This is a genomic window from Acinetobacter sp. YH12155 (assembly GCF_013418255.1).
GTDB classification, from domain to species: Bacteria; Pseudomonadota; Gammaproteobacteria; order Pseudomonadales; family Moraxellaceae; genus Acinetobacter; species Acinetobacter indicus.
Genome location: NZ_VPCK01000024.1, coordinates 1 through 15,555, shown reverse-complemented (window position 1 = coordinate 15,555; position 15,555 = coordinate 1). Strand labels below are relative to the sequence as shown.

Below are 15,555 nucleotides of genomic sequence, written 5' to 3'. Positions count from 1 at the left end.
GTAAATGCTAACTGTCCTATTTTTATCATCTTTTTTGCTCAGTCATTGGGTTTTTCTAACTGCTTGAGATTGCTGGGAATAGCGAAATTAGGCATCTTTGATCATTGAGAAAAAAACCTAAATATCGGTAAATGTAGCTTTCGGGTTGTTCTGGAATTCGCGCTTTGCTGATGAAATCGGGCATCGACCAGCTGTGCTCTGTTCAATGAGCAAAAAATAGCGTTACAATGCGATGTCCTGTATTTCGACAATAGCAACTTATCAGTTTTGAATTATTCAAGGAAAGCACAGCCCTATGTCACGTTTAGCCACCCGATTTGCACAGTTGAAATCTCAACAACGTAAGGCCCTCGTATCTTATGTCATGGCAGGTGACCCACAGCCACAGGTAACGGTACCGCTGTTACATCAAATGGTTGAGGCGGGTGTAGATGTGATTGAGCTTGGACTGCCATTCTCTGACCCGATGGCCGATGGTCCAGTCATTGCCTTGGCTGCAGAACGTGCATTGGCAGGGGGAACCAATACCCTCGATGCACTGAATATGGTCAAGGAATTCCGCCAAAAAGACACGGAAACACCAGTGGTGCTCATGGGTTATTTAAACCCGGTTGAGGTCATTGGCTACCAGAAGTTTGTCGCCTATGCGCATGAATGTGGGGTAGATGGTGTCTTGCTGGTGGATCTGCCGCCAGAAGAAGCTGCCGATTTGGACCAGATCTTACAGCAGTATGATATGGACCAGATTTTCCTGCTGGCACCAACCTCTACCGATGAGCGTATCCAGCATGTAGTGAAACAGGCCAGCGGCTTTATTTACTACGTGTCGCTCAAAGGCGTGACCGGTGCAGCCACTTTAGATGTCTCTGAAGCGGCGCAGCGGATTGAGAAAATCAAGGCAGTCACCGATGTACCGGTTGGTGTCGGTTTCGGTATCAGTGATGCGGCATCTGCCAAAGTCATGGGTGCCGTGGCAGATGCAGTCATCGTCGGCAGTGCTTTCGTAAAACAGTTTGCCAACCTCGAACCAGAACAAGCCGTGGTTGAAACGGTTAATAAAGTCAAGGAGCTTCGAGCCGCGCTCGATGAGTTAGTATGAGTCAAGAAGTCAAACCAGGGAAAATCTTAAGCCCAACTACGCCGTGGACAGAACGCGGCGTACCGGGAATTCATGTACCGGATGAGCAGCAAGCCTTAAAGGCGACATTCACCGAACCAACCATCGAATGTCCGGAATGTCATGCACTGGTGACTCGTACAGCCATGTCTTTCAATGCCTATGTCTGCCCGCAATGTGACGAGCATTTACGCATGAAAGCGCGTGACCGTTTAACCTGGTTCCTCGATCAGGTCGATGCCGAACTGGGTCAGGAGTTTTCTGCCAAAGATCCACTGAAATTTGTGGACAGCAAGCCGTATCCGGACCGTATGGCCGAAGCACAAAAGAAAACCGGTGAAACTGAAGCTTTACTGGTCATGCAAGGTTTATTAAAAGGCGTGCCGGTAACCACCTGTGCCTTTGAATTTGACTTTATGGGCGGCTCTATGGGCACTGTAGTCGGTGACCGTTTTGTGCTTGCAGCGGAACGTGCCATTCAGCAACGTCAGCCGTTAATCTGCTTTGCCGCCTCAGGCGGTGCGCGTATGCAGGAAGGCATGCTGTCTTTAATGCAGATGGCGCGTACTTCAGCAGCCATCCAGCGTTTAAAAGAAGCGGGCTTACCATATATCGTGGTCTTAACCCATCCGGTATATGGTGGCGTAACGGCATCGTTGGCAATGTTGGGTGATGTTCATCTGGCAGAACCAAAAGCCATGATTGGCTTTGCCGGTAAGCGTGTAATTGAGCAAACCGTACGTGAAAAACTGGATGAACCGTTCCAGCGCGCGGAATACCTGCTTGATCATGGTGTGGTCGATCAGATTGTTCATCGTCATGCATTACGTGATACTGTATATCGCATTGTCACGAAACTGATGAATTTGTCTTGAATACAGCACCACTTGCAACCGACTCTTTAGAAACATGGCTCAATTATTGGAGCCATGTTCACGTTACAGGGATTGATTTAGGTCTGGAACGGGTGATTCCTGTGGCTGAAAAGCTGGGCGTCACTCACCCGGACGCAAAAGTGTTTACCGTCGCGGGCACCAATGGCAAAGGTTCCACCACCACCACCTTGGCCGCGATTTTAAATGCTCAGGGTTATCAGGTGGGGCTGTATCAGTCGCCGCATATTTACCGTTTTAATGAACGGGTCAAACTGGGCGGCGTCGAGGTCGATGACCAGCAACTGATTGAGGCCTTTGTACAGGTTGATCAGGCGCGTCGTGACTGTAATTTAAGTTTATCGTTTTTTGAAGCCACCACGCTGGCGGCTTTTGTCATTTTTAAACAGCAGGCCTGTGATGTCTGGGTGCTGGAAGTTGGCCTAGGTGGCCGTCTGGATGTGGTTAATGTGGTACATCCCGATATGGCCGTGATTACCAATATCGGGCTGGATCATACCGACTGGCTGGGCGATACCATTGAAAAAATTGCCTTTGAAAAAGCCGGCATCATCCGCCCGAATATTCCGGTGATCTTTGGCGGCGTGCAGGAATTACCGCAAGCCATTCAGGACAAGGCAGCACAGTGTCAGGCCCCACTGTATGTCGCCAATCGTGATTATTTTTATCGCACCGCTGCAGATGGCCAGTCCTGGTTATTTGCCAGCAGTGGCAGCACCTTAAAATTACCGCTTGGCACGCTGGCGCTGGAAAATATGTCGACCGCAGTTGCCGCCGTGTTACTTAGCGGTCTGAACATCCAGCAGCAGGCGATTGCCGAAGGCATCCAACAGGCCCAGCTCCCGGGCCGTTTTGAAATTCGCCAGATTGCCGGCAAGACCGTAATCTTTGACGCCGGGCACAATCCGCACGGTGTAGAGTTTTTGTTAAAGCAATTGCGAAATTATTTAAATTACAATAAACAGTACACCGAAGTGATCAGTGTGTTTTCCATGCTGGCCGATAAAGATGTGAATTCTGTCGTTGCCTTATTGAAAGAACATGTTTTAATGTGGAAAATTGCACAATTAAATGTTCCTCGTGCGGCAGACATCACACAACTAGATGCGGCTCTCGAGGGCGAAACAGTACAGCACTTTGATAGTGTTCAATTAGCTTTTAAATCAGCGCTGGATGAAACGAACAATAATCAGCTGATTTTGGTATGTGGATCATTTCATACCTTAGAAGCGGTATGGGAGTATTTGGAAGAATGTCAATGAATAACAAACAGCGCTGGATGGGCGGCGTTGTTTTATTGGGTGGTGGTGTGTTATTGGCAGCATTACTCCTGAAAGGCCAAGAAGAAATACATCAAAATAATGTCAAAACGCCAGAACGGGTCGAACAGTTACAGCAAAATACTGTGCCTGAAGCCGAAATGATTCAGCTACAACCGTTAACGGTAGATGTAGAAACTGAAAAACGTCTGCTGGAAGAGCAGCGCCGTGCTCGTGAAAAAGCTGTGGCCGAACAGGAAGCGCGTGCAGCTGAATTCCTGGCCATGCAGCAGCAGGCAGAAGCTGAAGCCGCCCGTAAGGCTGCAGAAGAATATGCGGCCTTAAATGCGCTACGTAATGGCCAGCAGCAAAGTTCCGACAATATTCCGCCAGAACTGGTCGAAGATGAGCAGGCCAAACAAAAACGTCTGGCTGAAGAAAAACTGGCTGCCCAGAAAAAGCTGGAACAGCAAAAAGCAGCTGAAGCCAAAAAAGCTGCCGAGCAGAAAGCGGCCCAAGAGCGTACTGCTGCCGAGAAAAAAGCAGCAGAACAAAAAGCTGCGGAAGAAAAACGCTTAGCCGAAGAAAAGCGTCAGGCAGAAGCCAAACGCAAGGCCGAGCAGGAACGTAAGGCTGCTGAACAGAAAGCTGCAGAAGAGAAGCGCAAAGCTGAGGAAAAACGTCAGGCAGAAGCCAAACGTAAAGCCGAAGAAGAAGCCAAAAAGAAAGCTGAAGCCGAGAAAGCACGTAAACTGCTGGAAGGCGAAGATGATGGCAAACAGTGGATGGTGCAGGTGGCACTGGCCGCCAATGAAGCCAATGCCGATGCACTGGCCGCGCGCTTAAAAGCCAAAGGCTATAAAGTCACCAAGAGTCCAACCTCTAAAGGGATCCGGATTATGGTGGGGCCATCTAAAGACCGTGAAAGTGCCGATGCAGCACGCAAGAAAATTGCAGCAGATGCCAGCCTGAACATGAAATCGGCCTGGGTGATTGACTGGGTGCCGTTAGACAAGCGGAACTAGTTGTAAGTATCCTTCGGCATTTTGCCCTTAGTTTTAATCTGATGGATTTGACAGTTGCTGTCGAATCCATTTTATATTTTCAGGACGAAATAAGGCATCAATATTGACCCAGATCGGATGGAAGCCAAAGCCGCCATATTTCATTTCTGCCAGCGCCTGTTCCACCGGCCAGTGTTCAAATATAATCCGGTACATGGCCACACTGGCCCCGGTCCGGTCTGCACCATGATAACAATGAATCAGCACTTTTTGCTGTTGGGCTTGGGCGCTTTGAATCTGCTGCATCACCTGCAATAAATCTTCCCGATCAATGGCCCAGGTATGAATCGGTAGATGCACCGATTGCAATCCATGCTGCTGCAGCGGTTTAGCCTCTGTCGCTTTGGGGCGTAGATTAATCACTACATCAATCTCATGCTGTTGTAACAATGTTGCCAGCTGCTGATCGGGCTGTTCGCTACGAAACAGCATCGGGCTGACCTGATAAAAATTGTGCTGCGCATCCAGCGGTTGAGCCCAGGTACTCGGGCGTTGCTGTTCAGATAAGGCCGGTGTGGTCATGCAGCCCGTGCAACAAATACAGGTCAGGACCAGGGCAAGCAGATTTTTGAGCATAGTGTTCTAATTGGTTGTGCTGAAATTGGTTGTGCTGGACCATCCCAGTGTAGCACGGCTGAGGTGCTGACCTTGTACCATGAAAAAATGCCCGTCCGAAGACAGGCATACAGGAAGATGAACGGATATTGATTATTTAGTCACGATTCGGCTGCGGGGTTAAACGCAGGTATGGTTTTACTGCGGTATAGCCTTTCGGGAAGCGCTGTTTTAATTCGGCTTCATCTTGCAGTGAAGGCACAATCACCACATCTTCACCCTCTTGCCAGTTGGCCGGGGTGGCCACTTTATAGTTGTCGGTCAGTTGCAGGGAATCGACCACGCGTAAAATTTCATGGAAATTACGTCCGGTAGAGGCCGGATAGGTAATAATCAGACGCACTTTTTTATTCGGGTCGATAATCACCAGGGAGCGTACCGTCAGGGTTTCGCTGGCATTGGGATGGATAAAATCATATAGCGTCGATACTTTACGGTCCTGATCGGCAATAATCGGAAAATTCACGCTGGTGTTCTGGGTTTCGTTAATGTCATTAATCCAGCCTTTGTGTGACTCGACATCATCGACCGACAGGGCAATGGCCTTGACGCCACGTTTTTCAAATTCCTGTTTGAGTTTTGCGGTATAGCCCAGTTCGGTGGTGCAGACCGGGGTGTAGTCGGCAGGATGTGAAAACAGGATGCCCCAGCTGTCGCCCAGAAATTCATAAAAGTTCAGGGTGCCTTCGCTTGATTCCTGAGTAAAGTCGGGTGCGGTATCGCCTAATCGTAAACTCATTTTAACTGCCTCATATCGTTGTTGTATTGGGGGAGGGGATTGACTATGGCGCAATTCTTTTAGCATTGAAAATACTTTTTTTGTAATTCTTTATGAATATATTGAATAAGTGATTGAATGAAATGCTGAAAAAACATGCAGTCATATTGTCATGCTTTGACTATATCATCCGATTAAAATTTGCTACATTATCTTGCCTTAGCTTCGCTGTACGGATAGAAATCATCAGAATTTTTTGATGGGTTGTGTGCAAAACCCTTGTACTTCAAATTTCTAGCACCATAATAACGACTGAGAACAAATTATTCTTTTGACAAGCAAGATTTAGAGAGTCTATTCATGTTGGCAAGTCTGATCGGAGGAATCTTCGGTACCAAAAATGAGCGCGAACTCAAACGCATGCGTAAAATCGTAGACAAGATTAATGCGCTCGAGCCGACGATATCAGCCTTAAGCGATGCAGACTTATCTGCAAAAACCGAAGAATTCAAACAACGATATAACAAGGGCGAAAGTCTAGATAAGTTATTGCCAGAAGCGTTTGCAGTCTGCCGTGAAGCCGGGAAACGGGTCATGGGCATGCGCCATTATGATGTACAGCTGATTGGTGGTATTACCCTGCACGAAGGTAAAATTGCAGAAATGCGTACCGGTGAAGGTAAAACCTTAATGGGGACTTTGGCCTGTTACCTGAATGCCTTAAGTGGTGAAAGCGTACACGTGATTACCGTGAACGACTACCTGGCGCAGCGTGATGCCGAACTCAACCGTCCACTCTTTGAATTTCTGGGTTTAAGCATCGGCATTATTTATTCGATGCAGGACCCGACCGAAAAAGCGCAAGCTTACCGTGCCGATATTACTTACGGAACCAACAACGAATTTGGTTTCGACTATTTGCGTGACAACATGGTGTTCTCGCTGGCAGAGAAAAAGCAGCGTGGCCTGACCTATGCCATTATCGATGAGGTCGACTCGATCCTGATTGATGAAGCACGTACCCCGCTGATTATCTCGGGTCAGAGCGAAGACTCATCACAGCTGTATGCGGCGATTAATACCATTCCGCCTAAACTGCATCCGCAAAAAGAAGAGAAAGTGCCAGATGGCGGTCACTTCTGGATTGATGAAAAACAGCGTTCGGTTGAAATGACCGAAGTCGGTTATGAAACCGTAGAAAATGAGCTGATTCAGATGGGGCTGCTGGCAGAGGGGGAAAGCCTGTATTCTGCTTCCAACCTGAATCTGGTACATCACGTGTCTGCGGCCATTCGTGCCCATTTCCTGTATCAGCGCAATGTGCATTACATCATCCATGATGGTGAAGTAATTATTGTTGATGAAAACACCGGTCGTACCATGCCGGGTCGTCGCTGGTCTGAAGGTCTGCATCAGGCGGTTGAAGCCAAAGAAGGTCTGGAAATCCAGCCGGAAAACCAGACTCTGGCCACCACCACCTTCCAGAACTACTTCCGTCTGTACAAAAAACTGTCCGGGATGACCGGTACTGCCGATACTGAAGCGGCAGAAATGAAAGAAATTTATGGTCTGGATGTGGTGATTATTCCAACCCACCGTCCAATGATCCGTCAGGACCATAACGATTTAATCTATTTAAATCGTGAAGGCAAATACAATGCGATTATTCAGGAAATCCTGCGCGTGCAGGAATCCGGTGTCGCGCCGATCCTGATTGGTACCGCCACCATTGAAGCCTCAGAAATCCTCTCGGACAAACTGAAAGAGGCCGGTATTCATCACGAAGTTCTGAACGCCAAACAGCACGAACGTGAAGCCGATATTATTGCCCAAGCTGGTGCACCACGTGCGGTGACCATTGCCACCAACATGGCGGGTCGTGGTACCGATATTCTGCTCGGTGGTAACTGGAAAGCGCTGCTGGCCAAAATTGAAAACCCGACACCTGAAGATGAACAACGTCTGAAAGAAGAATGGGACCAGAACCACGAAGCGGTACTGGCCTCAGGCGGTTTGCATATTATTGGTTCTGAACGCCATGAATCACGCCGTATTGATAACCAGCTGCGTGGTCGTGCCGGTCGTCAGGGTGACCCGGGTGTGTCGCGTTTCTATCTGTCACTTGAAGATGACCTGATGCGTATTTTCGCCGGTGATCGTGTGGTGGCCATGATGCGTGCCATGGGCCTGAAAGAAGATGAAGCCATTGAACACAAAATGGTGTCGCGTTCGATTGAAAATGCCCAGCGCAAAGTTGAAGCACGTAACTTCGATATCCGTAAGAACCTGTTGAAATACGATGACGTCAACAATGAACAGCGTAAGATTATTTACTCACAGCGTGATGAAATTCTTGCCGCAAACTCATTGCAAGATTACATCGAAGAAATGCACCGTGAAGTGATTCAGGGCGTGATTGCCAACTATGTACCACCAGAGTCGATTCATGATCAGTGGGATATTGACGGTCTGGAGCAGGCGTTACGTGAAGATCTGGCTTTAGATCTGCCAATTAACCAATGGTTAGAAGAAGATCGCCGTCTGGATGAAGAAGGTCTGGTGGAGCGTATTTCTGATGAGCTGGTGGCTCGTTATAACAGCCGCCGTCAGCAAATGGGTGATGAATCTGCAGCCATGCTGGAGCGTCACTTTATGCTCAACTCGCTGGATCGTCACTGGAAAGACCATCTGGCGGCAATGGATTACTTGCGTCAAGGCATTCATTTACGTGGTTATGCGCAAAAGAATCCGGAGCAGGAATACAAGAAAGAAGCCTTTAACCTGTTTGTGAACATGCTCGCTGTGATCAAGTCTGATGTCGTGACTGACTTGTCTCGCGTACACGTACCAACAGCTGAAGAACTGGCTGAACTTGAAGCACAGAAACAGGCACAAGCCGAGGCGATGCAGCTGAATCTGTCTCATGCCGATGTGGACAGTCTGACCGGTGAAACTTTCGAAGCCGATGCGCAGCAGACAACCCCAACCGAAACGGTGTTTACGCCACCGGCAAGCCGTAATTCACCATGTCCATGTGGTTCAGGTCTGAAATACAAACAGTGCCACGGCAAAATCTAAGCCATTTAAAACATCTCGCAAAAAGCAGAATTTCGATTCTGCTTTTTTTATTCCGCTAAGTGTTTGAATAGTTTTGCAAGATGTGAATACAGATTGCAGTGCAGGAAATTAAATGGTATTTAGTTGCACATTGCACACCGAAAAGTGGAAAACACAATGAAAAAAGTATTACAACCTTTACTGATTGTTGCTTTAGCAGCACCTGCTTTGGCTTTTGCCAATACCCAAACCACCACGCCGGCAAAAGTACAGGCCGCAGTCGGTGTAAGCACCACCCAAGCAGTGGTCAATAATGACCAGGTGACGGTTGCAAGCCCACGTACCGGTATCCGTTATACCTTTGCCAACCCGAATAAACGTCCGATTGTGCTCCAGACTGCAGCCATTGCACCGGCCAATGCCGCCAATGCCGATCGCATTGTTGCTTCTAACCCGGCATTGTCTGCAGAAAGCCAGCAAAAAGCCAAACAGGCTTTATTAAACGAAGCTGCGCAACTGGCCAAAAACTAAGGGTCAAGCACACAACACTAACCAGCCTCAGGGCTGGTTTTTTATTGTACGGCAGTTGAGTCCGGTCACAATTTTGTGGATGACGGGTTCTGCTCGATTTTTTCCTGATTTTGTTCTAAGCTGTGCACACTGAATTATTAACTGGTTGGACGTTTTAAAAATGGCAGTAGGTGACGTTTCTATGCCACAGATGCATGTGGTCAAAGGGGTGAGAATTGGGACAGCAGAAGCCTATGTTCGTTATAAGAACCGACGTGACCTTGTTATTTTTGAACTGGCCGAAGGCGCCAATGTCGCCGGTGTGTTTACCCAAAACGCCTTTTGTGCAGCACCTGTGCATATCTGTAAAGCACATCTGCAGGCGGGTAATCCACGTTATTTAGTGATTAACACCGGCAATGCTAATGCCGGAACCGGTAAAACCGGTATGCAAAATGCAGCAGCAACCTGTGCCAAGCTGGCTGAACTGGCAGGTGTACAGACTGCCGAAGTATTGCCATTTTCTACCGGTGTGATTGGCGAGCAGTTACCAATTGAGCGTTTAACTGCGGGTTTACAACCGGCCCTAGACAGCTTGCGTGCTGATGCCTGGGACGACGCTGCCCGCGGTATTATGACCACAGATACCACACCGAAAGGTGCATCTGAGCAGTTTGAACTGGATGGCATCACTTATACCATGACCGGTATTTCTAAAGGTGCCGGCATGATTCGCCCGAATATGGCGACCATGCTTGGTTATGTGGCCACTGATGCTCCAATCAGCCGTGAACTGGTACAGCAACTGTTGAGTAGTACGGTTAATGTCTCGTTTAACCGCATCACTGTCGATGGTGATACCTCAACCAATGACTCCTGTATCTTCATTGCAACTGGCCAAGCCGGTGGTACAGAAATCAGCTCGACCGAAGATCCGCGTTATGCCGTAGTATTAGAGGTTTTAACCCGGGTGATGACACGTCTGGCGCAGCTGATTGTGCGTGATGGTGAAGGCGCGACCAAATTTATTACCGTTGCAGTCGAAGGTGGACAAAATACCCAGGAATGTTGCGATATTGCTTACAGTATTGCTCATTCACCGCTAGTAAAAACCGCTATTTTTGCCTCAGATCCAAACTGGGGCCGTATTCTGGCGGCCATTGGTTATGCGGGCGTGCCAAATTTAGACGTTGAAAAAATTCAGGTTTGGTTAGATGATGTACAAATCTGTAAAGATGGCGGCGCCGCAGCGGACTATACCGAAGAAGCCGGCGCACGTGTCATGGCGCAGCAGGAAATGACCATTCGTGTAGATTTAGGTCGTGGCCAGGCTCAAGATACCGTCTATACCTGCGATTTATCTTATGATTATGTCAAGATTAATGCAGACTACCGTTCTTAAGTCCCTGATGTATTTCTGAAAAAGCCTCCGTTGTGAGGCTTTTTTACAACGCTGTATTTTTAATGATTGGTCAAGCGCTGACACTGACCAATTGCTGATGTAACTGCTTGTGCAAACAAGCATTTCGATAGAGAAGACGCTGTTATGAATGATGCGACCAATTTAATTGCCAATGAAGCAAAGTCGATTGTGCAGGCGCATTTAGACCGTTTGGGTGAACCGAAAGAAAATCATTTAACTGAAGAAGCCAAGCAGGCCAAATTTGCCTTAATTCAGGCCGAACTTAAAAAACGTGATGCAGTACTGGTGGCACACTATTATTGCGATCCTGAAGTGCAAGAGCTGGCAGAGCTGACGGGTGGTTGTGTATCGGATTCACTGGAAATGGCACGTTTTGGTCGTGATCATGCAGCGTCAACCTTGGTGGTGGCCGGGGTGAAATTTATGGGCGAAACCGCCAAAATCCTGTCACCTGAGAAAACAGTGCTGATGCCGACGCTGGAAGCCACCTGTTCACTCGACCTGGGCTGCCCGGTAGATGAATTTACCCAATTCTGCGATGCCCATCCTGATCATACCGTAGTGGTGTATGCCAACACCTCGGCTGCTGTGAAAGCCCGTGCCGACTGGGTGGTAACCTCAAGCTGTGCGGTTGAAATTGTCGAGCATCTCGATAGCCTGGGTGAAAAAATTATCTGGGCACCGGATCAGCATTTGGGGCGTTATATCCAGAAAAAAACGGGCGCAGATATGCTACTCTGGGATGGTGCCTGTATCGTGCATGAAGAATTCCGTGCCCGCGGGATTGCACAAATGAAAGCGCTTTATCCGGATGCAGCGGTGCTGGTGCATCCAGAATCACCAGAATCGGTGGTGGATGTTGCTGATGCAGTCGGCAGTACCTCGCAATTGATCAAGGCTGCCCAGACTTTGCCACATGAGCGTTTAATTGTGGCGACCGACCGCGGGATTTTCTACAAAATGCAGCAGGCGGTACCGAACAAGATTCTGGTGGAAGCGCCGACCGCCGGTGAAGGCGCGACCTGTCGTTCATGCGCGCATTGCCCGTGGATGGCTATGAACGAACTAGATGGGATTTTGCAGGTTTTACAGCAGGGTGATCAGGAAATTTTTGTTGATCCTACGCTGGCAGAACGCGCCAAATTACCGCTCGATCGCATGTTAAACTTCAGTGCGCAGCTAAAACGCTAAAAATTGATTGAAAAATGTCTAAAATGCTTGATAAATAAGCGGTTGAAGAGATTTTTCATATTTTTTTAAAGATAGGTGTTGACGTCCACGGGCGTCGCGCCTAGAATGCACACCGTACCGCACGATGTGCGATACACGAAAAGCTGAGATGAAACGGAGCATAGCACAGCCTGGTAGTGCACCTGGTTTGGGACCAGGGGGTCGTAGGTTCGAATCCTACTGCTCCGACCAATTTCTCAAGGCAACGATGTGTTTTTGGTATCATCGGTTAAGCGCTTGTAGCTCAGTTGGATAGAGCATCCGCCTTCTAAGCGGATGGTCACAGGTTCGAATCCTGTCAGGCGCGCCATTTTGGTGGCTTGGTATTGTAGAACTAATTGATGGTGGATGTAGCTCAGTTGGTAGAGCCCTGGATTGTGATTCCAGTTGTCGCGGGTTCGAATCCCGTCATTCACCCCAACTTTTAAAGTTGAACATCGGAGCATAGCACAGCCTGGTAGTGCACCTGGTTTGGGACCAGGGGGTCGTAGGTTCGAATCCTACTGCTCCGACCACTTTCCTTAAAGTTGAAAGATAAAAGATGCCGCGTTAAGCGGTTTTTTTATGCCTGAAATTTAAGTCTGCGGATCAAATCTCCCCATAAAAAAAGCCTCTGCAAGAGGCTGATTCTACAAAGTAGCAAAATACTTAAGGCACAATCACCACATTTACACGACGGTTCATCGCCCGGTTTTCAGGAGAGGTGTTTGGTACCAGCGGCTGTTCTGCACCGCGAGGAATTACCTGTAAATTCACTGGTCGAAAACCTTGTTGCATAAAAATTTGTGCGACATTTTCGGCACGTTCTCCGGACAGCTTAAGGTTATAGGCCAGGTCACCGACATTGTCGCTATGTCCAATAATTTTGACTTTATCCAGTTTATATTTCAGCAACTTGCTTGAGAGTTGCTGTAAAGCTTGCTGGTTGTGTGCCTGGATCTCGGCCTGATCAAAACCGAACAGCAGTTTTTCTGGCAGGCCTAAGCTCCAGCCTTCGTTGGTTAAGCTAAAGCCTTCCTGCTTGAGCATGCGGGCCTGTTTGTAATTAAGTTGCCCCAGACTCATGCAGGCACTGAGGGTAGTCAGTGCAAGCAGCAGACAAGCAGTTTTAAAAATATGTTTTAACATGAATAAACTAACCTTTGGCCATGCGCCCGTGCTCTGCAAAAATGTACCAGTGTTGTGCGAGCTGCTTGGCCTTATACATGGCCATATCTGCATTATTGATCAGCATTTCAGGAGATGATGCTGACTGCGCGAGTGCGATGCCAATACTAAAACTGAAATAAATAGGATGATGATTAAAAATTAAAGGCTGGTGACAGCAGTGGAGTAAATTTTCACTTATTCTAATTAAATCATGATGATCTTCAATATTTTTTACAATAATTGCGAACTCATCACCACCGAGGCGGGACACAAAATCATGCTGGTTTAACGCTTGGCGCAAGCGTTTGGCCATTTCCAGCAGCACGGCATCACCGGCGGCATGGCCGTGGCGATCATTAATTTCTTTAAAGTTATCGTTATCAATAAACAGCAGGGCAATGCTGTCTTGCGTACCTTGGGCAAAACTCTGTGCCAGCATTTGATGGAAATATTCACGATTAGGAAGTTGGGTCAGTCCATCATGACGGGCCTGATGCGACAATTGATGATTTTCATGTTGCAGGGCCCGGGTTGAGGCTTCAATTTTGTCCAGCAGTTCATTTACCACGCGATTAATTTCCTGAAACTCAGAAATTTCAGACGAGGGCAGGCGTAGCTGATAATTTTTATTGGTGCTGATGGTCTGGGTGGTCTGTACCAGTGGATTGACCGCTTTCATCAAATGTCGGTAAACCGCATTTGCCGACCAGAACAGTAAGGCCAGCAGTAAAATAAAGCTAATGGTCAGCGCCAGTAGAATGGTATAGAAAAAACTGACATGGGTGGAGGCATTGCCATAGACCACCAGTTGTCCAAAATTTTGCTGCTGATGCTGAATCTCGACTGTCACTGGCTCACGAAAATACAGCCAGTCCAGTAAAGACTGAATAAACGGTAACGCATTTTGATGATGAATGGTCGACAGGACTTCACCATTGGTTGCGATGACTTGAATTGAGTGAATTGGATATTGCTCGGCATATTCAGTCAGAATCTTCTGAATTGTATAAGTATCATGAAAGACCACAGCGGGCTGAATCCGCTCTGCCAGAGAACCGGATAAAATACTCAAACTCTGTTTGGCATAACTTTCCAGGGTGTAATTAGACACCACACAAAAAATACCTAGGCATAAACCAAAGGTCAGAATAAAAATCACCAGCTGGTAGGAACGGAAAATACGTCGTAGCGATACTGCTTTGGGCTTATTCATGCTTTAGGCCCCCGTTTTTACCCAGTAATAATACCCGGGGGTCAATATGTACCTGCGATTGCGTCAGACTTTGCATATTCACCCTAAATGAATACTGCAAATTTTTCTTCTGATAAAGACAAAAGACGCTGCCCAGCTCACAGGCTGAATTGGTGGTGCTAATGCTTAAGGCGGGATAACGCACTGTACTGTTCAGAATATTCTGTTCTTCACGTGGGCTTAGGTTGGAAAAGACAATGGCCTGACAACTGGTCTGTTTTAAATCGTCTAATTGTAGTGGGCTGATTTTATAAACATGCTGTGTGCTACGCTGGCTTTTAAATTGTTGTGCTAGCGCTGGATTATTCACAATACAAATATTCGGCGTGTTTTGCTCCCATTTGGCATAACTTAAAATGGCATACACCATTTGCGGTGCACCAGTGGTTGGGCTATTGGCATGGGCAGGGTGCAAAAATAAACACAGCAAAAAACACAGTGTTTTGTGTAGGGGGAGAGAAGGCATTTTTATAAAAAATTAAAAATAAAATTATGGCCGCAGTCTAACTAAAATAAAAATGAAAGAAAAGGATAAAAAATAAACTGAAAAACCTGAAATTGGTCATAAAAAATACAGTTAGGATATATTTCCCAAAATAATTAAAAATAGGGGTTGCGTCAGGTTTTATTTGCTCTATAATGCACATCCATCGGCGGTGATGTTGATAAAAACTTGTTGATAAACAAGGATTTAGCTAAAATGGTTGAGTTCTGGTTTAGGTGGTAAGTTTAGAAATAAAATCAACATTGCATGTTGACTTTCTAAAAATAGAGAGTAATATAGCCGACCTGGCTTGATGCTGACGAAGCATCGAGAAGATCATTAAGAGATTATGAAGAACAACTTGTGTGGATTTTTACTGGTTGATTAATCGAAATTATTTTCATTGATTGATTGGTTTGAATTACTCGAAGTTTATTTGAGCGAAATTTAAGTCAGAAAATTGATGAGCCAAGTTTAAGAACTTTACTTATAAAGTTCGAAATGATTTTAACTGAAGAGTTTGATCATGGCTCAGATTGAACGCTGGCGGCAGGCTTAACACATGCAAGTCGAGCGGGGATAGGGTGCTTGCACCTGATTCCTAGCGGCGGACGGGTGAGTAATGCTTAGGAATCTGCCTATTAGTGGGGGACAACGTTCCGAAAGGGATGCTAATACCGCATACGCCCTACGGGGGAAAGCAGGGGATCTTCGGACCTTGCGCTAATAGATGAGCCTAAGTCGGATTAGCTAGTTGGTGGGGTAAAGGCCTACCAAGGCGACG

At 47.2% G+C, this 15,555-nt stretch carries 13 protein-coding genes, 4 tRNA genes and 1 rRNA gene; 13 read left to right on the top strand and 5 right to left on the bottom strand.

From position 1 onward, the window contains the following. The first annotated feature begins 295 nt into the window (after nucleotides 1–295). Genes trpA through FTU86_RS12280 form a run of 4 tightly spaced genes read left to right on the top strand, consistent with a single transcriptional unit; the run spans nucleotide 296 to nucleotide 4,294 of the window. Nucleotides 296–1,099, top strand: coding sequence for a tryptophan synthase subunit alpha (gene trpA / locus FTU86_RS12295; RefSeq protein WP_005179970.1), 804 nt, complete (start codon nucleotides 296–298; stop codon nucleotides 1,097–1,099). Next, the gene (gene accD / locus FTU86_RS12290) at nucleotides 1,096–1,992 is read left to right on the top strand and encodes an acetyl-CoA carboxylase, carboxyltransferase subunit beta (RefSeq protein WP_005179967.1); all 897 of its coding nucleotides are present in this window, start codon (nucleotides 1,096–1,098) and stop codon (nucleotides 1,990–1,992) included. The genes trpA and accD overlap by 4 nt, the downstream gene beginning before the upstream one ends. Beyond that, nucleotides 1,989–3,272, top strand: coding sequence for a bifunctional tetrahydrofolate synthase/dihydrofolate synthase (folC, locus tag FTU86_RS12285; RefSeq protein WP_160241010.1), 1,284 nt, complete (start codon nucleotides 1,989–1,991; stop codon nucleotides 3,270–3,272). The genes accD and folC overlap by 4 nt, the downstream gene beginning before the upstream one ends. Continuing rightward, complete coding sequence (locus tag FTU86_RS12280) at nucleotides 3,269–4,294, top strand: SPOR domain-containing protein (RefSeq protein ID WP_104473719.1); 1,026 nt, start codon at nucleotides 3,269–3,271, stop codon at nucleotides 4,292–4,294. The genes folC and FTU86_RS12280 overlap by 4 nt, the downstream gene beginning before the upstream one ends. Before the next feature lie 33 nt (nucleotides 4,295–4,327). On the opposite strand, the gene FTU86_RS12275 is transcribed toward FTU86_RS12280, so the two are convergent. Further along, a complete protein-coding gene (locus FTU86_RS12275; RefSeq protein ID WP_104472721.1) occupies nucleotides 4,328–4,909 on the bottom strand; it encodes a dual specificity protein phosphatase family protein in 582 nt (193 codons plus the stop codon). 136 nt (nucleotides 4,910–5,045) lie between these two features. Then, entirely contained in the window at nucleotides 5,046–5,687 is a 642-nt protein-coding gene (locus FTU86_RS12270; protein WP_005179960.1) for a peroxiredoxin, read from the bottom strand. Nucleotides 5,688–6,026: 339 nt separating this feature from the next. Here FTU86_RS12270 and secA point away from each other — a divergent pair, with 339 nt between their 5' ends. The 8 genes from secA (at nucleotide 6,027) to FTU86_RS12230 (ending at nucleotide 12,401) form a co-directional block, all read left to right on the top strand. After that, nucleotides 6,027–8,744 (top strand): preprotein translocase subunit SecA, encoded by a 2,718-nt coding sequence (gene secA, locus FTU86_RS12265; protein WP_160241013.1) that lies wholly within the window; start codon nucleotides 6,027–6,029, stop codon nucleotides 8,742–8,744. Between the two features lie 156 nt (nucleotides 8,745–8,900). Then, entirely contained in the window at nucleotides 8,901–9,254 is a 354-nt protein-coding gene (locus FTU86_RS12260; RefSeq protein ID WP_152342516.1) for a hypothetical protein, read from the top strand. A gap of 160 nt (nucleotides 9,255–9,414) precedes the next feature. Next, nucleotides 9,415–10,635, top strand: a complete 1,221-nt coding sequence (gene argJ / locus FTU86_RS12255) for a bifunctional glutamate N-acetyltransferase/amino-acid acetyltransferase ArgJ (RefSeq protein ID WP_016658664.1) — start codon at nucleotides 9,415–9,417, stop codon at nucleotides 10,633–10,635. Nucleotides 10,636–10,779: 144 nt separating this feature from the next. After that, on the top strand, nucleotides 10,780–11,847 hold the full coding sequence (gene nadA / locus FTU86_RS12250; RefSeq protein ID WP_160241014.1) for a quinolinate synthase NadA: 1,068 nt from the start codon (nucleotides 10,780–10,782) through the stop codon (nucleotides 11,845–11,847). 154 nt (nucleotides 11,848–12,001) lie between these two features. After that, nucleotides 12,002–12,078, top strand: a tRNA-Pro gene (locus tag FTU86_RS12245). 41 nt (nucleotides 12,079–12,119) lie between these two features. Next, nucleotides 12,120–12,196: transfer RNA gene (locus FTU86_RS12240), tRNA-Arg, on the top strand. Between the two features lie 34 nt (nucleotides 12,197–12,230). Continuing rightward, nucleotides 12,231–12,306, top strand: a tRNA-His gene (locus FTU86_RS12235). Nucleotides 12,307–12,324: 18 nt separating this feature from the next. Further along, nucleotides 12,325–12,401 (top strand) — tRNA-Pro (locus FTU86_RS12230). Between the two features lie 133 nt (nucleotides 12,402–12,534). Here the strand turns inward: FTU86_RS12230 and FTU86_RS12225 are convergent. Genes FTU86_RS12225 through FTU86_RS12215 form a run of 3 tightly spaced genes read right to left on the bottom strand, consistent with a single transcriptional unit; the run spans nucleotide 12,535 to nucleotide 14,702 of the window. Then, on the bottom strand, nucleotides 12,535–13,014 hold the full coding sequence (locus FTU86_RS12225) for an OmpA family protein (RefSeq protein WP_180048553.1): 480 nt from the start codon (nucleotides 13,012–13,014) through the stop codon (nucleotides 12,535–12,537). Between the two features lie 7 nt (nucleotides 13,015–13,021). Further along, entirely contained in the window at nucleotides 13,022–14,248 is a 1,227-nt protein-coding gene (locus FTU86_RS12220) for a sensor domain-containing diguanylate cyclase (protein WP_180048552.1), read from the bottom strand. Next, on the bottom strand, nucleotides 14,241–14,702 hold the full coding sequence (locus FTU86_RS12215) for a YfiR family protein (RefSeq protein WP_257222149.1): 462 nt from the start codon (nucleotides 14,700–14,702) through the stop codon (nucleotides 14,241–14,243). Before FTU86_RS12215 ends, FTU86_RS12220 begins: the two co-directional genes overlap by 8 nt. Before the next feature lie 577 nt (nucleotides 14,703–15,279). On the opposite strand from FTU86_RS12215, the gene FTU86_RS12210 reads away from it, so the two are divergent. Beyond that, a 16S ribosomal RNA gene (locus FTU86_RS12210) occupies nucleotides 15,280–15,555 on the top strand; the annotation flags it as partial.